This window comes from Pseudomonas asiatica, assembly GCF_009932335.1.
GTDB lineage: Bacteria > Pseudomonadota > Gammaproteobacteria > Pseudomonadales > Pseudomonadaceae > Aquipseudomonas > Aquipseudomonas asiatica.
In genome coordinates this window covers 702573-723162 of sequence record NZ_BLJF01000003.1, presented here as the reverse complement: position 1 = coordinate 723162, position 20590 = coordinate 702573, and the positions used below count along the sequence as shown (strand labels likewise).

19 protein-coding genes and 1 riboswitch are annotated in these 20590 nt (G+C 62.8%); of the genes, 11 read left to right on the top strand and 8 right to left on the bottom strand.

Annotated elements, in window-relative coordinates:
- Positions 1–38: 38 nt before the first annotated feature.
- The 4 genes from GYA95_RS25820 to tkt form a co-directional block, all read right to left on the bottom strand.
- Positions 39–290, bottom strand: coding sequence for a hypothetical protein (locus GYA95_RS25820; RefSeq protein ID WP_015272056.1), 252 nt, complete (start codon positions 288–290; stop codon positions 39–41).
- Positions 290–1453: a phosphoglycerate kinase gene (locus GYA95_RS25815; protein WP_013974501.1), complete on the bottom strand. Its 1164-nt coding sequence runs from the start codon at positions 1451–1453 to the stop codon at positions 290–292. The genes GYA95_RS25820 and GYA95_RS25815 overlap by 1 nt, the downstream gene beginning before the upstream one ends.
- 12 nt (positions 1454–1465) lie before the next feature.
- Positions 1466–2527, bottom strand: coding sequence for an erythrose-4-phosphate dehydrogenase (epd, locus tag GYA95_RS25810; RefSeq protein ID WP_015272057.1), 1062 nt, complete (start codon positions 2525–2527; stop codon positions 1466–1468).
- 150 nt (positions 2528–2677) lie between these two features.
- On the bottom strand, positions 2678–4675 hold the full coding sequence (gene tkt / locus GYA95_RS25805; RefSeq protein ID WP_015272058.1) for a transketolase: 1998 nt from the start codon (positions 4673–4675) through the stop codon (positions 2678–2680).
- A 228-nt stretch (positions 4676–4903) separates the two neighbouring features.
- On the opposite strand from tkt, the gene GYA95_RS25800 reads away from it, so the two are divergent.
- The 4 genes from GYA95_RS25800 to GYA95_RS25785 all read left to right on the top strand — a co-directional run bounded on the left by GYA95_RS25800 (position 4904) and on the right by GYA95_RS25785 (position 9476).
- Positions 4904–5896, top strand: coding sequence for an ArsR/SmtB family transcription factor (locus GYA95_RS25800; protein ID WP_015272059.1), 993 nt, complete (start codon positions 4904–4906; stop codon positions 5894–5896).
- Positions 5897–5914: 18 nt separating this feature from the next.
- Entirely contained in the window at positions 5915–7105 is a 1191-nt protein-coding gene (metK, locus tag GYA95_RS25795) for a methionine adenosyltransferase (RefSeq protein ID WP_015272060.1), read from the top strand.
- Between the two features lie 145 nt (positions 7106–7250).
- On the top strand, positions 7251–8951 hold the full coding sequence (gene ligB / locus GYA95_RS25790; RefSeq protein ID WP_015272061.1) for an NAD-dependent DNA ligase LigB: 1701 nt from the start codon (positions 7251–7253) through the stop codon (positions 8949–8951).
- 132 nt (positions 8952–9083) lie between these two features.
- Positions 9084–9476 carry a DUF1090 domain-containing protein gene (locus GYA95_RS25785; protein ID WP_015272062.1) on the top strand — a complete coding sequence of 131 codons (393 nt, stop codon included), beginning with the start codon at positions 9084–9086 and terminating at the stop codon, positions 9474–9476.
- 157 nt (positions 9477–9633) lie between these two features.
- On the opposite strand, the gene GYA95_RS25780 is transcribed toward GYA95_RS25785, so the two are convergent.
- Entirely contained in the window at positions 9634–10080 is a 447-nt protein-coding gene (locus GYA95_RS25780) for a c-type cytochrome (protein WP_015272063.1), read from the bottom strand.
- A gap of 118 nt (positions 10081–10198) precedes the next feature.
- Here GYA95_RS25780 and mltA point away from each other — a divergent pair, with 118 nt between their 5' ends.
- Positions 10199–11350, top strand: coding sequence for a murein transglycosylase A (mltA, locus tag GYA95_RS25775; protein ID WP_015272064.1), 1152 nt, complete (start codon positions 10199–10201; stop codon positions 11348–11350).
- Between the two features lie 49 nt (positions 11351–11399).
- Here the strand turns inward: mltA and GYA95_RS25770 are convergent, their stop codons facing one another.
- Both GYA95_RS25770 and GYA95_RS25765 read right to left on the bottom strand, forming a co-directional pair.
- Positions 11400–11786: an MAPEG family protein gene (locus GYA95_RS25770; protein ID WP_015272065.1), complete on the bottom strand. Its 387-nt coding sequence runs from the start codon at positions 11784–11786 to the stop codon at positions 11400–11402.
- Positions 11787–11814: 28 nt separating this feature from the next.
- Positions 11815–12648 (bottom strand): EamA family transporter, encoded by an 834-nt coding sequence (locus GYA95_RS25765; RefSeq protein WP_015272066.1) that lies wholly within the window; start codon positions 12646–12648, stop codon positions 11815–11817.
- Positions 12649–13002: 354 nt separating this feature from the next.
- Between GYA95_RS25765 and GYA95_RS25760 the strand changes: the two genes are divergently transcribed.
- Both GYA95_RS25760 and GYA95_RS25755 read left to right on the top strand, forming a co-directional pair.
- Positions 13003–13818 (top strand): DUF3800 domain-containing protein, encoded by an 816-nt coding sequence (locus GYA95_RS25760; RefSeq protein WP_015272067.1) that lies wholly within the window; start codon positions 13003–13005, stop codon positions 13816–13818.
- A 142-nt stretch (positions 13819–13960) separates the two neighbouring features.
- The gene (locus GYA95_RS25755; protein WP_015272068.1) at positions 13961–15196 is read left to right on the top strand and encodes a cation:proton antiporter; all 1236 of its coding nucleotides are present in this window, start codon (positions 13961–13963) and stop codon (positions 15194–15196) included.
- Between the two features lie 33 nt (positions 15197–15229).
- On the opposite strand, the gene GYA95_RS25750 is transcribed toward GYA95_RS25755, so the two are convergent.
- Positions 15230–15631 (bottom strand): acyl-CoA thioesterase, encoded by a 402-nt coding sequence (locus GYA95_RS25750; protein WP_003257757.1) that lies wholly within the window; start codon positions 15629–15631, stop codon positions 15230–15232.
- Between the two features lie 178 nt (positions 15632–15809).
- Positions 15810–15906: riboswitch (S-adenosyl-L-homocysteine riboswitch) on the top strand.
- A 20-nt stretch (positions 15907–15926) separates the two neighbouring features.
- On the opposite strand from GYA95_RS25750, the gene ahcY reads away from it, so the two are divergent.
- From ahcY to GYA95_RS25730, 4 genes are all read left to right on the top strand, one after another.
- Positions 15927–17336, top strand: a complete 1410-nt coding sequence (gene ahcY, locus GYA95_RS25745) for an adenosylhomocysteinase (protein WP_015272069.1) — start codon at positions 15927–15929, stop codon at positions 17334–17336.
- 166 nt (positions 17337–17502) lie between these two features.
- Positions 17503–18348, top strand: coding sequence for a methylenetetrahydrofolate reductase [NAD(P)H] (gene metF / locus GYA95_RS25740; protein WP_015272070.1), 846 nt, complete (start codon positions 17503–17505; stop codon positions 18346–18348).
- 92 nt (positions 18349–18440) lie between these two features.
- On the top strand, positions 18441–19511 hold the full coding sequence (locus GYA95_RS25735; RefSeq protein WP_015272071.1) for a hypothetical protein: 1071 nt from the start codon (positions 18441–18443) through the stop codon (positions 19509–19511).
- A gap of 166 nt (positions 19512–19677) precedes the next feature.
- Positions 19678–20466 (top strand): substrate-binding periplasmic protein, encoded by a 789-nt coding sequence (locus GYA95_RS25730; protein WP_015272072.1) that lies wholly within the window; start codon positions 19678–19680, stop codon positions 20464–20466.
- The last annotated feature ends 124 nt before the right edge of the window (positions 20467–20590 follow it).

Here is a 20590-nt window from a genome sequence, read left to right as displayed (position 1 = left end):
GCGGCCGCTTGGTTGCCCGACCCGACGAAATGCCGGGTTCAAGGGCAACCAGGCGCCTTGCGCTGGTGGTCTTCGTCGTACTTTTCCAGGCCTTCCGGGCCCACGCGCTTGCTGATTACCGGCACGGTCTCGGCCTGCCACTCGGACTGGTAGCAACCGCCCTTGGGCGGCTGCGCCGGGTCGGTATCCGAGGACGGGCTGCCGGCGCATGCGCTCAGCAGGCCAGCCAGCATCATCACAGGCAATTGCTTGACCATCAGGCCGCTCCCTTTGCCAAGCGCCGACGTCATCAGGCCTTGGCCCGCTCTTCCAGGATCGCCACGGCCGGCAGTACCTTGCCCTCGACGAACTCGAGGAAGGCGCCACCACCGGTAGAAATGTAGGAGATATCGGCGCCAACGCCATATTTGTCGATGGCAGCCAGGGTGTCACCGCCACCGGCGATGGAGAACGCAGCGCTGTCGGCGATGGCCTTGGCCAGCACCTTGGTGCCGTTGCCGAACTGGTCGAATTCGAACACGCCGACCGGGCCGTTCCACAGGATGGTCTTCGACGACTTCAGCAGCTCGGCGAAGTGGGCTGCGGTTTGCGGGCCGATGTCCAGGATCATGTCGTCAGCGGCAACGTCGGCAATGGCCTTGACGGTGGCTTCGGCGCTCTCGGCGAATTCCTTGGCAACCACGACATCGACCGGCAGAGGCACGCTGACCTTGGCAGCGATGGCCTTGGCGGTATCGACCAGGTCAGGCTCGTACAGTGACTTGCCTACCGGGTGGCCGGCTGCGGCCAGGAAGGTGTTGGCGATGCCACCACCGACGATCAGCTGGTCGCACACCGAGCTCAGGCTGTTCAGCACATCCAGCTTGGTGGAGACCTTGGAACCGGCAACGATGGCCGCCATCGGCTTGGCCGGGGCCTTCAAGGCTTTGCCCAGGGCATCCAGCTCGGCTGCCAGCAGAGGGCCAGCAGCAGCGACCTTGGCAAACTTGGCAACACCATGGGTCGAACCTTCGGCACGGTGGGCAGTACCGAAAGCGTCCATGACGAACACGTCGCACAGGGCGGCGTATTTCTGCGCCAGCTCGTCGGCGTTCTTCTTCTCGCCCTTGTTGAAGCGCACGTTCTCGAACAGCACCAGGTCACCAGCCTTGACCTCGACACCGTCCAGGTAGTCGGCAACCAGCGGCACGTCGCGGCCCAAGGCCTTGCTCAGGTAGTCGGCGACCGGCTTGAGGCTGTTCTCGGCGGAGAATTCACCCTCGGTCGGGCGGCCCAGGTGCGAGCAGACCATTACCGCCGCACCCTTCTCCAGGGCCAGCTTGATGGTCGGCAGCGCTGCCAGGATACGCGCGTCGCTGGCTACCACACCGTCCTTCACAGGCACGTTGAGGTCTTCGCGGATCAGTACGCGCTTACCTTGCAGGTCGAGGTCGGTCATCTTCAACACGGTCATGAATGCAGTCCTTCAGGGCTGTTTGTTGCGGGTTGGGTGGACGACGTGCAGATAGTGTTCGGCAACGTCGAGCATACGGTTGGCGAACCCCCATTCGTTGTCGAACCAGGCCAGCAGGTTCACCAGGCGAGGGCCGGAAACACGGGTCTGGCTGGCATCGACGATCGCCGAATGCGGGTCATGGTTGAAATCACAGCTGGCGTGGGGCAACTCGGTGTAGGCCAGCAAGCCTTTCAGCGGGCCTTCCAGCGCCGCCTCGCGCAGCACCCGGTTGACTTCAGCCGCGCTGGTATCGCGGGCGGTCTGCAGGGTGATATCCAGGCACGAGACGTTGACGGTCGGTACGCGTACCGCTTTGGCCTGGATTCGCCCGGCAAGTTCCGGAAGCAGGCGTTCGATGCCTCGCGCCAGACCAGTGGACACCGGGATCACCGACTGGAAGGCCGAGCGCGTGCGGCGCAGGTCTTCGTGGTGGTAGGCGTCGATCACCGGCTGGTCGTTCATCGCCGAGTGGATGGTGGTGATCTGCACGTACTCGATACCGAATGCCTGGTCCAGCACACGCAGCAGCGGCACGCCGCAGTTGGTGGTGCAAGAGGCGTTGGACACCAGGCGCTCGCTGCCGGTCAGGCAGGCCTGGTTGACGCCGTAGACCACCGTGGCATCGACATCGGCCTCGCTGGCCATCGGCTGCGAGAACAGCACCCGAGGCGCGCCGGCGTCGAGGAAGCGCTGGCCATCGGCGCGGGTGTGGTAGGCGCCGGAGCACTCCAGTACCAGGTCGATGTCCAGGGCGGCCCAGTCGATGCCCTCGGGGGTGGCACTGCGCATCACCTTCACGCAGTCGCCATTGATATGCAGACAGTCCCCATCGACCTTCACCTCACCGGGGAAGCGCCCGTGGGTGGAGTCGAAGCGTGTCAAGTATTCAAGGCTGGCCTGGTCGGCCAGGTCGTTCAGCGCGACGATCTCGAAACCGGCCTTTGCCCCCCGCTCGAACAGCGCGCGCAGGACACAGCGGCCGATACGGCCATAACCGTTGAGTGCAACTTTGTAGGGACGCAGGTGGGGCATAGGTAGCTCTTGAACTCCGGCAGTTGAACGGGGCCGCTGCGCAGCCCATTCGCGGCACAAGGCCGCTCCTACAGGGGACGGCGTGCGCAATACCCTGTAGGAGCGGCCTTGTGCCGCGAACGAGGGCCAAAGGCCCTCGCCTTCCTTGTATCAGTCTTCCAGCAGCTCTTCGGCAGTACCGAGGATGTTCTCCAGGGTGAAGCCGAACTCTTCGAACAGTGCCGAAGCCGGCGCCGACTCACCGTAGGTGGTCATGCCGATGATACGACCTTCCAGGCCGACGTACTTGTACCAGAAGTCGGCGTGAGCGGCCTCGATGGCGATACGCGCACCCACTTCCAGCGGCAGCACGGACTGCTTGTAGGCAGCGTCCTGGGCATCGAACACGCTGGTGCACGGCATGGAAACCACGCGCACCTTGCGGCCTTGTTCGGTCAGCTTGGCGTGCGCCTGAACAGCCAGGCCCACTTCGGAACCGGTGGCGATCAGGATCAGCTCAGGCTCGCCGGCGCAGTCCTTGAGCACGTAGCCACCGCGGCTGATGTCGGCGATCTGCTGGGCGTCGCGGTCCTGGTGCTGCAGGTTCTGGCGCGAGAAGATCAGCGCCGAAGGGCCGTCCTTGCGCTCCAGGGCGCTTTTCCAGGACACGGCAGATTCCACCGCGTCGGCTGGGCGCCAGGTGTCCAGGTTCGGCGTGCTGCGCAGGCTGGTCAGTTGCTCGATCGGCTGGTGAGTCGGGCCGTCTTCGCCCAGGCCGATGGAGTCGTGGGTGTAGACGTGGATCACGCGCTGCTTCATCAGTGCCGACATGCGCACGGCGTTACGGGCGTATTCCATGAACATCAGGAAGGTCGCGCCGTAAGGCACCAGGCCACCGTGCAGGGCAACGCCGTTCATGATGGCGGTCATGCCGAACTCGCGCACGCCGTAGAACACGTAGTTGCCGCTGGCGTCGTTGGCTTCGACACCCTTGCAGCCCTTCCACAGGGTCAGGTTGGAACCGGCCAGGTCGGCCGAACCGCCGAGGAACTCTGGCAGCAGCGGGCCGAAGGCGTTCAGGGCGTTCTGGCTGGCCTTGCGGCTGGCGATGGTTTCGCCCTTGGCGGCCACTTCGTTGATGTAGGCCTGGGCCTTCTCGCTGAAGTCGGCCGGCAGCTCGCCGCTGTCACGGCGCTTGAACTCGGCAGCCAGCTCCGGGTAGGCCTTGGCGTAGGCGTCGAAGCGCTGGTTCCAGTCGGCTTCAACCTTGGCACCGGCAGCCTTGGCGTCCCACTCGGCATAGATGTCGGCCGGGATTTCGAACGGGCCGTGGTTCCAGTTCAGTTCCTTGCGAGCCAGGGCGATTTCGTCGTTGCCCAGCGGTGCGCCGTGGCAGTCTTCCTTGCCCTGCTTGTTCGGCGAGCCGAAACCAATGATGGTCTTGCAGCAGATCAGGGTCGGGCGATCGCTCTTGCGAGCGGTCTCGATGGCGGTCTTGATCTCGTCGGCGTCATGGCCGTCGACGTTGCGGATCACCTGCCAGTTGTACGCTTCGAAGCGCGCCGGGGTGTTGTCGGTGAACCAGCCGTGCACTTCGCCGTCGATGGAAATGCCGTTGTCGTCGTAGAAGGCGATCAGCTTGTTCAGGCCCAGGGTGCCGGCCAGCGAGGCGACTTCATGGGAGATGCCCTCCATCATGCAGCCGTCGCCGAGGAACACGTAGGTGTGGTGGTCGACGATGTTATGGCCATCACGGTTGAACTGGGCAGCGAGCACTTTTTCGGCCAGGGCGAAGCCCACGGCGTTGGCGATACCCTGGCCGAGCGGGCCGGTGGTGGTCTCGACGCCTGGGGTGTAGCCGTATTCCGGGTGGCCCGGGGTGCGGCTGTGCAGCTGGCGGAAGCCTTTGATGTCATCGATGGTGACGTCGTAGCCGGTCAGGTGCAGCAGCGAGTAGATCAGCATCGAACCGTGGCCGTTGGACAGTACGAAGCGGTCACGGTCGGCGAAACTCGGGTTGCTCGGGTTGTGCTTCAGATAGTCGCGCCAAAGCACTTCGGCGATATCCGCCATGCCCATGGGGGCACCTGGGTGGCCGCTGTTGGCCTTTTGCACGGCATCCATGCTGAGGGCACGAATGGCGTTGGCACGTTCACGACGGCTGGGCATCGCTGATCTCCTGGGGGCTTGAATAGGTGGTGTCACGAAAAAAGGCGGCCATTTTCGCCCACTGGGGGGGCTTGGGGCAATGACGTATGGTCGCAGTCGGGGGATTTTCCTGCGATTGGCATTCAATTCGGGGTAAAACCGGGAGAACCACCCCACTCATCACTCAATATCAAAACTTTTTGATATTGCCCTTGCTAGGGCAACGATGCCTGTCTAGACTGCCGCACCATGAACCTCCGTGCGCAATCGATCCCCGAGCAACGCGAAGCATTGGCTGCCCTGTGCAAAGCCAGTGGCGACGAGCTGCGCCTGAACGTATTGCGCGCCCTGGCCAACGACTCGTTCGGCGTGCTGGAGCTGGCGCAGATCTTCGACGTGGGCCAGTCGGGCATGAGCCATCACCTTAAAGTGCTGGCCCAGGCCGAGCTGGTGGCGACCCGCCGCGAGGGCAATGCCATCTTCTACCGCCGCGCCCTGCCCGACAGCTTGCGCCTGGGCGGTCGGCTGCACGCGGCGCTGCTCGAAGAGGTGGACGACCTGACTCTTCCGCCTGACGTGCAGGCGCGCATTGCCCAGGTGCAGCAACGCCGCGCAGCCACCAGCCAGGACTTCTTCCTGCGCGTGGAAGAGAAGTTCCGCGCCCAGCAAGACCTGATCGCCGGCCTGCCGCAGTACCGCGAAAGCCTGCTGGCGCTGCTCGACAAACTGAATTTCGACCCGGCCGCCAGCGCCCTGGAGGTCGGCCCCGGTGACGGTGGCTTCCTGCCCGACCTGGCCCGGCGCTTCGCCCAGGTCACCGCCCTGGACAACAGCCCGACCATGCTCGAACTGGCGCGCCAGGTGTGCCAGCGCGAAGGGCTCGACAACGTGAACCTGCAGTTGGCCGATGCACTGGGTGCAACGGATGTGGCCGCCGACTGCGTTGTGCTGAACATGGTGCTGCACCATTTCAGCGACCCGGCCCTGGCCTTGCGCCAGCTGGCCAAACGGGTGAAGGCAGGCGGCAGCCTGCTGGTAACCGAACTGTGCAGCCATGACCAGGGGTGGGCGCGCGAAGCCTGCGGCGACCTGTGGCTTGGCTTCGAACAGGACGACCTGGCCCGTTGGGCCAACGACGCCGGGCTGGCCCCCGGGGACAGCCTGTACGTGGGCTTGCGTAACGGTTTCCAGATCCAGGTCCGCCATTTCCAGCGGACGGCTGGCGACATACACCATCGGTAAATTTCAGGAACCTTCGAGATGAGCGAATACTCCCTTTTCACCTCCGAGTCCGTGTCCGAAGGGCATCCGGACAAGATCGCCGACCAGATTTCGGACGCCGTCCTTGATGCCATCATCGCCCAGGACAAATACGCCCGCGTAGCCTGCGAAACCCTGGTCAAGACCGGCGTCGCCATCATCGCCGGCGAAGTCACCACCTCCGCCTGGGTCGACCTGGAAGAGCTGGTGCGCAAGGTCATCATCGACATCGGCTACAACAGCTCCGACGTCGGTTTCGACGGCGCCACCTGCGCCGTGATGAACATCATCGGCAAACAGTCGGTGGACATCGCCCAGGGCGTCGACCGTTCCCGCCCGGAAGACCAGGGCGCCGGTGACCAGGGCCTGATGTTCGGCTACGCCAGCAACGAAACCGATGTGCTGATGCCGGCACCGATCTGCTTCTCGCACCGTCTGGTCGAGCGCCAGGCCGAGGCGCGCAAATCGAAACTGCTGCCATGGCTGCGTCCGGACGCCAAGTCGCAGGTCACCTGCCGTTACGAAAATGGCAAGGTGGTCGGCATCGACGCCGTGGTGCTGTCGACCCAGCACAACCCTGAGGTTTCGCAGAAAGACCTGCAGGAAGCCGTGATGGAGCTGATCGTCAAGCACACCCTGCCTGCCGAACTGCTGCACAAGGGCACCCAGTACCACATCAACCCGACCGGCAACTTCATCATCGGTGGCCCGGTGGGTGACTGCGGCCTGACCGGGCGCAAGATCATCGTCGACTCCTACGGCGGCATGGCCCGCCATGGGGGTGGCGCGTTCTCCGGCAAGGACCCATCCAAGGTCGACCGTTCCGCCGCCTACGCCGGCCGCTACGTGGCCAAGAACATCGTCGCCGCCGGCCTGGCCGAGCGTTGCGAGATCCAGGTGTCGTACGCCATCGGCGTGGCCCAGCCGACCTCCATCTCGATCAACACCTTCGGTACCGGCAAGGTCTCCGACGACAAGATCATCCAGCTGGTGCGCGAGTGCTTCGACCTGCGTCCTTACGCCATCACCACCATGCTCGACCTGCTGCACCCGATGTACCAGGAAACCGCTGCCTACGGCCACTTCGGCCGTACCCCGCAGCAGAAGACGGTCGGCGACGACACCTTCACCACCTTCACCTGGGAGCGTACCGACCGCGCCCAGTCGCTGCGTGACGCTGCCGGCCTGTAAGTTTCCTACAACGCCAGGCGAAAGCCCCTGCTGAGCAATCGGCAGGGGCTTTTTTGTGACATATGGGCTGACAAACGCTGCATGGCGACCCGCACGCTACCTGCCTAGGCTGAGGGCTCACACCCGCCATGCAAGGATGCTGGCCATGCCGCTCATGCTGCTTTTCGCCCTACTGTTGACGTTGAATGCTCCCCTGGCCCGTGCCGCCACATGCCCCACCTGGAACCCGCAACAAGTCGAGGCTGAAGTGAGCCGACTGCGCGCCACGCTTGCCCGCTGGGACGACCATTATCATCGTAAGGGCATCGCACTGGTGGCCGATGAACTGTACGACCAGAGCCGCCAGCACCTGGCGCACCTGCAGCAATGCTTTGGCATCACGACTACCCCGTCCCCGCTGGCCAGCGCTGGCGGGCCAATTCCGCATCCGGTACCGCACACCGGCGTCGACAAGCTGGCCGACCGTCAGGCTGTAGAACGCTGGCTGGCCGGCAAGGCAGATGTCTGGGTGCAACCAAAGGTCGATGGCGTAGCAGTCTCCCTCATCTACCGAAAGGGCCGGCTGGTGCAGTTGATCAGCCGGGGGGACGGCGTGCAGGGGCACGACTGGAGCCGCCACATCCCCCTGCTCGTCGAACTCAACCGGCAGCTGCCCCAGGCCATTGACCTGCAACTGCAGGGCGAATTGTACCTGCGCCTGGACGCGCATGTGCAAGCCCGGGCAGGCAGCGCCAACGCCCGAGGGACAGTAGCCGGGCTGCTGGCTCGCAAGCAGCTGGGTCGTGAGCAAGGTGAGCGCATCGGCCTGTTCGTATGGGACTGGCCGCAGGGCCCAGACCAGCAGGCCGAGCGCCTCGCGCAGCTGGCGGATCTGGGTTTTGCGCACAGCCAGGATTACAGCGTCGCCATAGAAACAGCGGACGATGCAGCGCACTGGCGTGAGTACTGGTACCGCTCACCCCTGCCTTTCGCCACCGATGGCGTGGTGTTGCGCCAAGGCGTCCGGCCTCCGTCCGAGCGCTGGCAGGCCAAGGCGCCCTACTGGATCGCGGCGTGGAAGCACCCGTACACGCAGGCCTTGGCCGAAGTGCGCGAAGTACGCTTCCGCGTCGGCCGTACCGGCAGGGTTACGCCAGTCTTGCATGTACTGCCGGTTACCCTGGATGACCGGCGAATCACCCAGGTGAGCCTGGGATCGCTGGCACGTTGGCTCAAGCTCGACATCCGCCCCGGTGACCAGGTGGCCGTCAGCCTTGCCGGGCTGACCATCCCACGCTTGGAGCAAGTGGTGCACCGCGCCGCCGAGCGCCAACCGGTGATCGCACCAGCGCCCGGCCAGCATCATGCCCACAGCTGCTGGCAGATCAGCGAAGGCTGCGAAGAGCAGTTCATTGCTCGTCTCACCTGGCTCAGCGGCAAGCAGGGGCTGGCCCTGCCGCGCACCGGCCCTGGTACCTGGCGCCGACTGGTGGCTGCCGGGCTGGTGACCTCGATGACCGACTGGCTGCATCTGGATGCCGAGCGCCTGGCCCAGGTAGCGGGTATCAGTGACACAACGGCTTCGCAGTTGCTGGGCAGTTTCGACCAAGCCCGCTCACGGCCCTTTGCGCAATGGCTGCGCGGACTCGGCGCGCCTACACCCACCGGCATGCAGGTAACAGGCGACTGGCTGGAGCTGGCTGCCCGCACGAATCTTGAATGGCAAGCCATGCCCGGTATCGGCGAAAAGCGCGGGCAACAGCTTGCTGGATTTTTTGCAACCACCGAGGTTCAAGCCATTGCAACGCAACTGGCCACGGCAGGGATCGATGGATTCCGGATCGACAGGCAAAGCATCGAGCAATGATTATTTACCAATTTACCTGTAGGAAAATCCCGAGATTAAGCCGGAAAACCCCAACAAGGGTTTCTAAATGGGCAAAACCAAGGCAGGATTTCCCCCAACTTTTGCTGCCCCGCCCCCTCAAGGAGGCTTTTCATGAAACGTATTTCGACCCTTTTCCTGATCGCGACACTGGGCCTGGCCGCTGGTGCCGCACAAGCCGCCCAGCCGGATGCCGGCCTGACCGGTTGCGCCGCCAAGCGTAGCGCCATCGAGAACCAGTTGAAGATTGCCCGTGACCACGGCAACAACGAACAGGCCGCAGGGCTTGAAGAGGCACTGCGAGGGGTCGATAACTGCACCGACGCCGGCCTGCGCAAGGAACGTGAGCAGAAGGTGCTCGACGCCCGTCACGAAGTGGCGCAGCGGGAAAAGGACTTGAAGAAAGCCGAGAAGAAAGGCGATTCGGAGAAGATCAACAAGCGCAAGGACAAGCTGGCCGAGTCGCGCAAGGAACTGCAGGAAGCGGTGGAGGATCTGGATCGCTGAGGCTCCGACCGGGCAAACGCGATCATTGTAGGAGCGGCCTTGTGTCGCGATGGGCCGCAAAGCGGCCCCGGCCATTTGTGCATCAGCTGAAATCCTGGGGCCGCTGCGCAGCCCTATCGCGACACAAGGCCGCTCCTACACAGGGCAATGCAGTCCATCAATGATTGCGGAATTCCGTATGACAGGCCTTGCAAGCCGCTTCGACCTTGTCCATCGGCGCCTTCAGCTGCGCAGCGTCCAGCGGCTGACCGCGGGTGACATCGACCAGTTCGCCAGTGACGCCTTCCAGCTGGCGGGCCAGGTCATGAAAGCGCGTCTGCCGCTCCCATACCTCGGCACGCGCACTACTGTCGCCACCATCACGAGCCTGTGGGAAGTGCTGCCAGGGCTGGTGCGAAAGGTTGTCCAGCTTCAGCGCACCGTCGGCAAACTTCACCCCGTCGAACGGCAACCGCCCACGCAACATGCCGCCCAGGTCTTCGCTGGTCTTGAGCATGTCCTTGAAGATCACCTTGCGCTTGCCCAGCGGGGAGTTCGGGTCAACCCGGTCACAACCACCCAGAGCCAGTGCTGCCAGCAGAACAATGGTCAATCGCTTCAACATCACGGTCACTTCGGCCTACGCAAATGGGCGGCCAGTATCGCCGCCCAGCGGCCAAAGACCAATAGCCACATAAAAATAGGGGCGAATATCCGTGTTCACCCATGACAGGAACGTACTCATGAAATCTGCCCTGCGCCATCTGGCCTGGACACTTCCGGCGCTGGCCCTGCTGGCCGGCTGCAACGGTGGCGAAAGCACCAAACCCGAGCCCCATGCCATCGCCACCTACGCCAATGCCACTTGGCAGGACCTGCCCACCGTCAGCGACAGCGACCTGGTGGCGGGCTTCCAGGCCTGGCGCAACGGCTGTGAAAAGCTAAAGCGCGACACCGTCTGGGCCAGCACCTGCGAAGCAGCCGCCAGCGTGCCCGACAATGCCTTGCAGGTGCGTGCCTTCCTGCAACAGAACCTGCAGGTATACGGCCTGCGCTCGGCCGAGAATAACGCCAACGGCCTGATCACCGGTTACTACGAACCGGTCTACCCTGGCAGCCTGAGCCAGTCGGCAACCAACCACGTGGCGGTCTATGGCATCCCCGACGACATGATCGTGGTCGACCTGGCCAGCGTGTACCCCGAACTCAAGGGCAAGCGTCTGCGCGGTCGCCTTGATGGCCGGGTGCTCAAGCCATACGACACCGCCGAGGTGATCAACCGTGACGGCGTCAAGGCACCGGTGCTGGCCTGGCTGACCGACCCGATGGACCTGCAGTTTCTGCAGATTCAGGGTTCCGGCCGGGTACAACTGGAAGACGGGCGCCAGCTGCGCCTGGGTTACGCCGACCAGAACGGCCACCCCTACCGGCCGATCGGGCGCTGGCTGGTGGAACAGGGCCAGTTGAAGAAGGAAGAAGTGAGCATGGGCGCCATTCATGCCTGGGCCCAGGCCAACCCACAACGGGTGCCGGAACTGCTCGCCAGCAACCCCAGCTACGTGTTCTTCAGCACCCGCCCGGACAGCAACGAAGGGCCACGCGGTTCGCTGAACGTACCGCTGACCGCTGGCTACAGCGTGGCCATCGACCGCAAGGTGATTCCGCTGGGCAGCTTGCTGTGGTTGTCCACCACTCGCCCGGACGGTACGCCGGTGGTACGCCCGGTGGGGGCCCAGGATACCGGCGGGGCAATTACTGGCGAGGTGCGCGCGGACCTGTTCTGGGGCACTGGGCCGGAAGCTGGAGAACTGGCCGGGAACATGAAGCAGCAGGGGCAGATCTGGATGCTGTGGCCCAAGGGCAAGCCGCTGCCCGAGGTGCCGAAAGTACCTTGATCGACGGTGGATTCTTCGCGGGCTTGCCCGCGAAGAAGGCGACGCGGTATCAGATTGAAACCACGAAGAAAGCCACGATCATCGCCATCCCGGCAAACCACACCAGCGATCGCAGCATGGCCCAGTCGGCCAGGTAACAGATGATGTAAAGCAGCCGGCTGGTGATGTACATCACCCCCAGCACATCCTGGGTCACCTGCTCGGCATTGCCGACGATATCCGCCACCAGCACCGCCGCGGCAAATGCCGGGAAGGCCTCGTAACTGTTCTGCTGGGCAGCATGCGCGCGCCGCGGCAGCCCGGACAGGGTATCCAGGAACGCACGCGGGTCGTGGTTGTCGCGCAGTCGGAAGCGGCCACTACCGGCCTTGGCGATCAACGCGCAAAGTGGCGGCAAGAGCAGCGCGATCAGGATGCACCACAGGGCAACAGTCATGGACAGGACTCCTTGTTCAGTCTTCGGGTCAAAGCTTCATTACCAGCATGCCGGCCAACACCAGCCCGCAAGCTAGGAGTCTCGGCCCGCCAAAAGGTTCTTTCAGGTAGCGCATGCCCAGCAGCACCACCAGAATCACACTCAACTCGCGCAACGCCGCCGCTTCGGCCACCGACCCGAGGTGCATGGCCCACAGCACCAGCGCGTAACTGAGCAGTACACACAGCCCCACCGCCAGCCCCAGGCGCCACTGAAGGCGCCAGAACAAGATGAATGGCGCACGTCGGGCCACGCTGGCCAGCAACGGGAAGGGCCAGGCACTGAGCAAGGTCAGCCATACCAGATAATCCCAAGGCTTGCCCCACAAGCGCACGGCCTGGCCGTCGAACCAGGTGTAGCAACCAATACACAGGCCAATCAGGACAACCACCGGCAGCATCGACCAAGGCAGCCGGTCACCGCCACCGCCCTGCCACAACAGGCAGGCCATGCCACAGGGGATCAGCAGGATGCCGATGATCTGCTGCTGGCTCAGCGATTCGCCGGCAAAGGCCAGGGTCAGCCCCAGCACCACCAACGGCGACAGCCCGCGCATCAGAGGATAGACCAGCCCCAGGTCGCCCACGCGGTAGGCCTGGATCAACAGGAAGCGGTACAACTGCTCGGCCAGCGCCGAAGCCAGAAGCCAGGGCCAGATATTAGTCGGCGGTACCGCGGCGAAGGGCACCGCCAGCACCGCGAAGGCCAACGCCACCGTATCCATGCTGGCGATCACCAGCAGGCGCTCGCCGCTGAATTTGATCAGGGTATTCCAGGTCGCATGCAGCAGGGCAGCGACCAACACTAGGGAAGTTGCCAGCACGCGAAATCGTCCTTGCCTTCGAGTCAGATTCGTTTGCAGCACTATACATTGGGTAAAAGGTACGACTAAGGAGAAAGACTACAAACTCTGTGGAAGTTTCAATACGCCTTGCAAGCCGGGGCTTACCCCAAAACGCAATACACTCATCGCTCGCTGTGCCGCATGGAAACGCGTGATACCTCAAGGCGGCCACCCAAACGGAAACACACTCGCTTACGAAACGCGATTGACGCTTCAGGCTTTCCAGGATTAGGATCGCCGTAACGCATGGGGTTACCCGTGCCTACCTTCCGAGGCCCGCGATGCGCAAGCATGCGGGCTTTCGTGTTTCTGGGCCAAGGACACCCAGAAATCATGACGCATTATGTGGCCTACCTCGACGAATTCGGCCATGTCGGGCAATACATCTCGCGCACTCATACCCAGTTCAAGACCAGTCCAGTGTTCGGGCTGGGTGGGGTGCTACTACCTGCAGAAGAAGTACGGGAGTTCGCCATCTTCTTCTATCAGCTGAAATGCCAGTTACTTGCCTGGGATATAAACCATGAAAACCCCAGAAGCCTCCCTCCCTATCAATGGGAAAAGAAGGGCTCAAAGTTATTCACGACACGTAACGTCACACAATATCGATCGTTGAGACAGGCAACGTTTCGCCTGCTCAACCACATCAGAAAGATTGGTGGGTATGTCATTTATGCGGGTGAACATAAGACCGGCCCGGCCAGGCAGCACGACGCGACCAAGACATTCAGACGCCAACTGCTGCATGCGGTGCGAACGATCGATCGTTACTGCACGCAGTCCCGCTCAACCTTCATGCTCCTGCTGGATGAGCAGCGTGCTGGCAACGAGTGGCGTGAGCAAAATGTAGAAGCCTGCACCCTGGCAATGTTCGAGGATCCCGCAGAAAAATGTCGGAGCCTGATAGAGCCGCCGCTGCAGGGCGAAAGCCACCTCTTCCAGACCCTGCAATGCGCAGACTGGATCTGCGGCCTTGTAGGTCGTTTGATGGCAATGGCTGTCTCGCCCGAGGAATATCCCGACTGGGAGCCTTTCGACAGGTACTTCTCGACACGAATCGCCGAGGTCGCCCTACCGGGCTCCGGCTTGCAGCACCAGCCCGTCGAGCCAGAAAGCCATGAGTGCTCGACAGCAAGAACCGAAGCATGATGAAACCCGATGGAAACCTCACAACAGAAACGCGGTCTACCTGCACAGTCAAATAGTGTGTCCCGAACCCTGCGCCAGGTCATCAAAGAACTGCCCGAGCCATTCGGGTTACGACTTGGAAGCCACTGTTACAGGATTCGGGATGCTTGAACTAGTTGCCGCGTTTATCTGCCTCACCACCCTCCTCACCTATGTAAATTACCGTTTCATCGGCCTGCCCCCTGCCATCGGCGTGATGGTCACGGCGCTGCTGTTTTCCCTGATGCTGCAGGGCCTGAGCCTGATCGGCTTCCCTGGCCTGGAAGCGCGCGTCGAAGGGCTGATGAACCAGATCGACTTCAATGACCTGCTGATGCACTGGATGCTGGCGTTCCTGCTGTTCGCCGGCGCCTTGCACGTGAACCTTTCCGACCTGCGCAGCTACCGCTGGCCCATCGGCCTGCTGGCCACCGTCGGCGTACTGATTGCCACCGTCGTCATCGGCTACCTGTCGCACTGGGTGTTCGCCCTGTTCGGCTGGCAAGTGCCGCTGATCTACTGCCTGCTGTTCGGTGCGCTGATCTCGCCCACCGACCCGATCGCCGTGCTTGGCGCGCTACGTACCGCCAACGCCTCCAAACCACTGAAAACCACGATCGTCGGCGAGTCGCTGTTCAATGACGGCACCGCGGTAGTGGTGTTCACCGTGTTGCTGGGCATCATCCGTTTGGGCGAAACGCCGAGCATGACCGATACGGCGATCCTGTTCGCCCGCGAGGCCATCGGCGGGGTGCTGTTCGGCGGCCTGATCGGCTATGCCACCTACCGCATGATCAAGAGCGTCGAGCAATACCAGGTGGAAGTGATGCTGACCCTGGCGCTGGTCATCGGCGGCTCGGCAATGTGCTACGAACTGCACGTTTCGGCGCCGATCGCCATGGTGGTGGCCGGGCTGATAATCGGCAACCTGGGGCGCAACCTGGCGATGAACGACATGACCCGTCGCTACATGGACGGCTTCTGGGAGCTGATCGACGACATGCTCAACGCCTTGCTGTTCGCGTTGATCGGCCTGGAGCTGTTGCTGCTGCCTTTCAACTGGATGCACATGGTAGCCGGCGGCGTGCTGGCGCTGGCGGTGCTACTGTCGCGGTTGCTGACCGTGGCCCCGGCGATCGTGCTGCTGCGGCGCTGGCGCCCGGTGCCAAAGGGCACGGTTCGGGTGCTGACCTGGGGTGGCCTGCGCGGTGGGGTATCGGTTGCCCTGGCACTGTCGCTGCCACTGGGCGAGGAACGTGACCTGCTGCTGTCGATCACCTACATCGTGGTGCTGTCGTCGATCCTGGTGCAGGGGTTGAGCATCGGGCGGGTGGTGCGCAAAGTGAGCGCTCAGCCTTGAGAATGCAGGGGCCGCTTTGCGGCCCCAGAATGTTCATTCCACTGCCGAATCCGGGAACTGGTCCTGGATGTACTTGATCTCGGTCCGCCCATGCGCCGCCGGCAACCCATCCTCGCCAAGGTTGACGAAGACCATCTTGTCGACCGTGAGGATGGCCTTGCGGGTGATCTTGTTGCGCACTTCGCACTTGAGGGTGATCGAGGTACGGCCGAACTCGGTGGCAGTGATGCCCAGCTCGATGATGTCGCCCTGACGCGAGGCACTGACGAAGTTGATTTCTGATATGTATTTGGTCACCACACGCTGGTTGCCCAACTGGACGATGGCGTAGATCGCAGCCTCTTCGTCGATCCAGCGCAACAGGCTGCCACCGAACAAAGTGCCATTTGGGTTGAGGTCTTCGGGTTTAACCCACTTGCGGGTATGAAAGTTCATCTGTACTCCTGACCTGCTTGGCTAACGTGCAGCAATGATGGCAGAGCGGCCGCTGCCGCTCCATTGAACATCGACTATCGTCGCGATTAATCGACAGAAAACCTTGGGCAAGCCGACGGGCGCGGCTATAATCTCCGCCGCTTCACATGGCCGCCCACAGCGGCGCCATGCCCGCCACCCGTCCGAGGGGCGCTGCAGCAGGCTAGGCCTGTCAGGCTCGGATGGGGCGTTGCTCGCTCTCGCGAGCGCTTAACGCACAACGGCGCCCATTCGCACACTACGAATGGAGGCTCTCATGAGCGCTGCAAACATGCCTGCTGGTTTTACCGATTACAAAGTCGCCGACATCTCCCTGGCCGCCTGGGGGCGTCGCGAAACCATCATCGCCGAGTCGGAAATGCCTGCACTGATGGGCCTGCGTCGCAAGTACCTGGCCGAGCAACCGCTCAAGGGTGCGAAGATCCTGGGCTGCATCCACATGACCATCCAGACCGCCGTGCTGATCGAAACCCTGGTTGCGCTGGGTGCCGAAGTGCGCTGGTCGTCCTGCAACATCTTCTCCACCCAGGACCAGGCCGCCGCGTCCATCGCCGCCGCCGGTATCCCGGTTTTCGCCTGGAAAGGTGAAACCGAACAGGAGTACGAGTGGTGCCTGGAGCAAACCATCCTCAAGGATGGCCAGCCATGGGACGCCAATATGGTCCTCGACGACGGTGGCGACCTGACCGAGCTGCTGCACAAGAAATACCCGCAAGTGCTGGAGCGCGTCCACGGTGTGACCGAAGAGACCACCACCGGCGTGCACCGCCTGCTGGACATGCTGGCCAAGGGCGAGCTGAAAGTCCCGGCGATCAACGTCAACGACTCGGTTACCAAGAGCAAGAACGACAACAAGTACGGCTGCCGTCACAGCCTGAACGACGCCATCAAGCGTGGTACCGACCACCTGCTGTCGGGCAAGCAGGCCCTGGTGATCGGCTACGGTGACGTGGGCAAGGGCTCGGCCCAGTCCCTGCGCCAGGAAGGCATGATCGTCAAGGTCACCGAAGTTGACCCGATCTGCGCCATGCAGGCCTGCATGGACGGTTTCGAAGTGGTTTCGCCGTTCATCGACGGTATCAACAATGGCACCGAAGCCAGCATCGACAAGGCCCTGCTGGGCAAGATCGACCTGATCGTGACCACTACCGGTAACGTCAACGTCTGCGACGCCAACATGCTCAAGGCGCTGAAGAAGCGTGCCGTGGTGTGCAACATCGGCCACTTCGACAACGAGATCGACACCGCCTTCATGCGCAAGAACTGGGCCTGGGAAGAGGTCAAGCCGCAGGTGCACAAGATCCACCGCACCGGCGCTGGCAGCTTCGACCCGCAGAACGACGACTATCTGATCCTGTTGGCCGAAGGTCGCCTGGTCAACCTGGGTAACGCCACTGGCCACCCAAGCCGCATCATGGACGGTTCGTTCGCCAACCAGGTACTGGCGCAGATCTTCCTGTTCGAGCAGAAGTTCGCCGACCTGCCGGCCGAGAAGAAAGCCGAACGCCTGACCGTCGAAGTACTGCCGAAGAAGCTCGACGAAGAAGTGGCACTGGAAATGGTCCGCGGCTTCGGTGGCGTGGTCACCCAACTGACCAAGCAGCAGGCCGACTACATCGGTGTCACCGTCGAAGGCCCGTTCAAGCCACACGCCTACCGCTACTAAGCGGCCAGCTTGAAGCGTCAAGCGGCAATCAAAGGCAGACCGTGCCATTGCCGCTTGCAGCTCAAGCATCAAGGATCTTGAACGATGCCCAAGCCAGGCCGGCCATAACCGATCTGGCTTTTACTTGCAGCCTGCCGCTTGAAGCTTGCTGCTAGAGGAACGCCAGATGTCCCAGGAACGCCGTTACAGTTTCGAGTTCTTCCCGACCAAGACCGATGCCGGTCACGAAAAGCTGATGGGCGTCGCCCGCCAGTTGGCCGCTTACAACCCGGACTTCTTCTCCTGCACCTACGGTGCCGGTGGCTCGACCCGCGACCGCACGCTGAACACCGTGCTGCAGCTGGAAAGCGAAGTGAAGATACCTGCCGCGCCGCACCTGTCGTGCGTAGGCGACACCAAGGCCGAACTGCGTGCCCTGCTGGCCGAATACAAGGCTGCAGGCATCAAGCGCATCGTCGCCCTGCGTGGCGACCTGCCATCGGGCATGGGTATGGCCAGTGGCGAACTGCGCTACGCCAGCGACCTGGTCGAATTCATCCGCCAGGAAACTGCCGACCACTTCCACCTGGAAGTGGCCGCCTACCCCGAGATGCACCCCCAGGCCCGCAACTTCGAGGCTGACCTGGCCAACTTCGTGCACAAGGTCAAGGCCGGTGCCGACAGCGCCATCACCCAGTACTTCTTCAACGCCGACAGCTACTTCTACTTCGTCGAGCGCGCACAGAAGCTGGGCGTGGACATCCCGGTGGTACCCGGCATCATGCCGATCACCAACTACAGCAAGCTGGCGCGTTTCTCCGACGCCTGTGGCGCCGAGATCCCGCGCTGGATCCGCAAGCAGCTGGAAGCCTATGCCGACGACACCGCCAGCATCCAGGCATTCGGCGAGGAAGTGATCACCGGCATGTGCGAACAGCTGTTGCAAGGTGGCGCACCGGGCCTGCACTTTTACACCTTGAACCAGGCCGAGCCGAGCCTGGCGATCTGGAACAATCTGCAGCTGCCGCGCTGAAATTTTTTGCAAAATCTGTTTAAGATTTGATTAAGGCTTTGGTCATAGACTAAAGCCTTATTCATTTTCCGGTTAAACAGGTCTTGCCTGCCATGCAGCCCCCTCAGCCATTGCGTCCCCAGCTCGTCTACCTGGCTTTTGGCCCGGCAACCTACCATCAGGAAGCCTGCTTCAGCATCATCAGCGCCCTCGCCCATCTGGGCACGGGCGAAGCCATGGACATTCAGGTTTACACCGACAACCCGCAGCCCTATGCCGGTCTGCCGGTCACCGTGCACCTGTTGGACGAAGCCACACGCCAGGCATGGAACGCGCCTCACGGTTATCACTTTCGCAGCAAGCATGTGCTGTTGCGCCAGGTGCTGCAGCAACACCCGCTGGCAGTGCTGATCGACACCGACACCTTCTTCCGCAAGTCGCCGCTGGAGCTGTTCGCTCGGGTAGCCCCTGGCCGCCTGCTGTGCAATGCCATCGGTGCGCGCTACGGCAGCAACCAGAAGTGCCTGCTGTACAAGAACCTGCTGGCCATCCTCGAGTCCAGAGGCCTGGCTGATTGCCAGATGCCACTGGTCAATTCGGGGGTGATCGGCCTCACCGTCGAAGACGCCGGCACCCTGGACCGCTCCATCGCCATGATGGACGAGTTCCACCCCCTGGCTCGCGAGGCCTATACCCTCGAGGAGTTCTGCCTGGCGGTGGCGGCCTACCGCACGCTGGAATTGGCCGAATGCACAGATGTCATCCACCACTACTGGAGCCGCAAGGCGCAGTTCCGCGCCAAGATCCAGGCCTGGCTGCGCAAGCACGGCCACGAGCCGCTGAGCCAGGCGGCGCTGGCTGATGTGTCCCTGGTCAATGACCAGTTGCCTCGCCCCCCGGCTCTGCAACGCCTGGGTTACAAGGCACTGAGCATGACCCTGCCCAGCCACGAGCGCCAGTTCGCCCGCGAGCTGCTTTATGGCTGCTACCCCTACCCCAATGAGTTCGACCGCGCCTGCGCGCCGGCCTGGTGGGACAAGGCCCTGGAAAACCTCAACGCCCGCCATGGCCACGTGGAGCCCGAGCAACTGCGCCAGTGCCTGCGCCACCCGGGGTTGCGCCTGTCGCTGGGCGAGCGGCGCAAGGATATCGAGGCGCACCTGCTGAGGTCATCCCACACTTGAGTAAACCTGTGCCGGCCTCTTCGCGGGTAAACCCGCGCCCACAAGTACATCGCGAGCCTGCAAGCCAGCAGAGATCCTGTGGGAGCGGGCTTACCCGCGAAGAGGCCGGCACAGGAGAACATCATCCTCACTGGCCTTGAACAGGCCGAGCGCGTAATCTCCGGCCATGCCACACGTCGCCCGTCTGTTCTGGATCCTGTTGCTCGCCTGCCTGAGCCCGCTGGCCCTGGGCGAGCGCCTGCGCCTGGTGACCGACGACTGGGCACCTTATGCGTACCAGCACGACGGCCAACCGCGCGGCATCGACTACGAAGTCACCACCCAGGTGTTCGAGCGCCTTGGCGTCGAGGTGGAGTGGGAGTTCCTGCCGTGGAAGCGCTGCCTGGCAATGATCGAGCAGGGCTTGGCCGACGGCATCATGGATATCTTCCAGAACGAGTCGCGCCAGCACTACCTGGTGTACGCCCCCGAGCCCATGTCGGAGGTAGAGTTCGTCCTGTTCCACGCCCGCACTCGACGCCATGCCGTCAAGACTCTCGATGACCTTGCCGGCCTCACCGTCGGCACCTCACCCGGCTACGCCTACGGTGCCGCTTTCAACGAAGCCGTACATTTCCGGCGCGAAGCTGCACCTACCCATGAAGCCAACTTCGGCAAGCTGATGCTGGGCCGCATCGATCTGGCAATCACCGACCGCAAGGTCGGCCATTACCTGCTGCGGCATCTGGGCCTCCAAAAGCAGGTCGAGGAGCTGCCCTTGGTGATCAGCCGCCAGCCCCAGTACCTGGCGCTGGCGCGCAAGCCAGGGCGGGAGGCACTGGCCCAGGCCTTCGCCGTGGAACTGCGGCGCTTCAAGCAGGAACCGGCCTATGCAGCGATCAGCAACCGCTACACAGGCGACATCGGAAACATTCTCAACGCCGTTGAGCAGCAGGAAAGCAGCACAGCGCGATAGCTCTGTTATACTCGGGCCTTCCCGCCCGGCTCACGCCCGGACGCTCGGCCTCGCAACAGGCATCCCGATCGGCATCGACGCACTTTCGCGTCCACCCTCTGCTACCCGGATGTGCAGTGAAAGC

Bases quoted from the DNA above. Each gene is read 5' to 3' on its own strand.
- GYA95_RS25750 (WP_003257757.1), bottom strand. From the start codon at position 15,631: ATGAACTTTCATACCCGCAAGTGGGTTAAACCCGAAGACCTCAACCCA.
- GYA95_RS25760 (WP_015272067.1), top strand. From the start codon at position 13,003: ATGACGCATTATGTGGCCTACCTCGACGAATTCGGCCATGTCGGGCAA.
- GYA95_RS25820 (WP_015272056.1), bottom strand. From the start codon at position 290: ATGACGTCGGCGCTTGGCAAAGGGAGCGGCCTGATGGTCAAGCAATTG.
- GYA95_RS25735 (WP_015272071.1), top strand. From the start codon at position 18,441: ATGCAGCCCCCTCAGCCATTGCGTCCCCAGCTCGTCTACCTGGCTTTT.
- mltA (WP_015272064.1), top strand. From the start codon at position 10,199: ATGAAATCTGCCCTGCGCCATCTGGCCTGGACACTTCCGGCGCTGGCC.
- tkt (WP_015272058.1), bottom strand. From the start codon at position 4,675: ATGCCCAGCCGTCGTGAACGTGCCAACGCCATTCGTGCCCTCAGCATG.
- GYA95_RS25800 (WP_015272059.1), top strand. From the start codon at position 4,904: ATGAACCTCCGTGCGCAATCGATCCCCGAGCAACGCGAAGCATTGGCT.
- metK (WP_015272060.1), top strand. From the start codon at position 5,915: ATGAGCGAATACTCCCTTTTCACCTCCGAGTCCGTGTCCGAAGGGCAT.
- GYA95_RS25770 (WP_015272065.1), bottom strand. From the start codon at position 11,786: ATGACTGTTGCCCTGTGGTGCATCCTGATCGCGCTGCTCTTGCCGCCA.
- GYA95_RS25815 (WP_013974501.1), bottom strand. From the start codon at position 1,453: ATGACCGTGTTGAAGATGACCGACCTCGACCTGCAAGGTAAGCGCGTA.
- metF (WP_015272070.1), top strand. From the start codon at position 17,503: ATGTCCCAGGAACGCCGTTACAGTTTCGAGTTCTTCCCGACCAAGACC.
- GYA95_RS25780 (WP_015272063.1), bottom strand. From the start codon at position 10,080: ATGTTGAAGCGATTGACCATTGTTCTGCTGGCAGCACTGGCTCTGGGT.
- epd (WP_015272057.1), bottom strand. From the start codon at position 2,527: ATGCCCCACCTGCGTCCCTACAAAGTTGCACTCAACGGTTATGGCCGT.
- GYA95_RS25785 (WP_015272062.1), top strand. From the start codon at position 9,084: ATGAAACGTATTTCGACCCTTTTCCTGATCGCGACACTGGGCCTGGCC.
- GYA95_RS25730 (WP_015272072.1), top strand. From the start codon at position 19,678: ATGCCACACGTCGCCCGTCTGTTCTGGATCCTGTTGCTCGCCTGCCTG.
- ahcY (WP_015272069.1), top strand. From the start codon at position 15,927: ATGAGCGCTGCAAACATGCCTGCTGGTTTTACCGATTACAAAGTCGCC.
- GYA95_RS25755 (WP_015272068.1), top strand. From the start codon at position 13,961: ATGCTTGAACTAGTTGCCGCGTTTATCTGCCTCACCACCCTCCTCACC.
- ligB (WP_015272061.1), top strand. From the start codon at position 7,251: ATGCCGCTCATGCTGCTTTTCGCCCTACTGTTGACGTTGAATGCTCCC.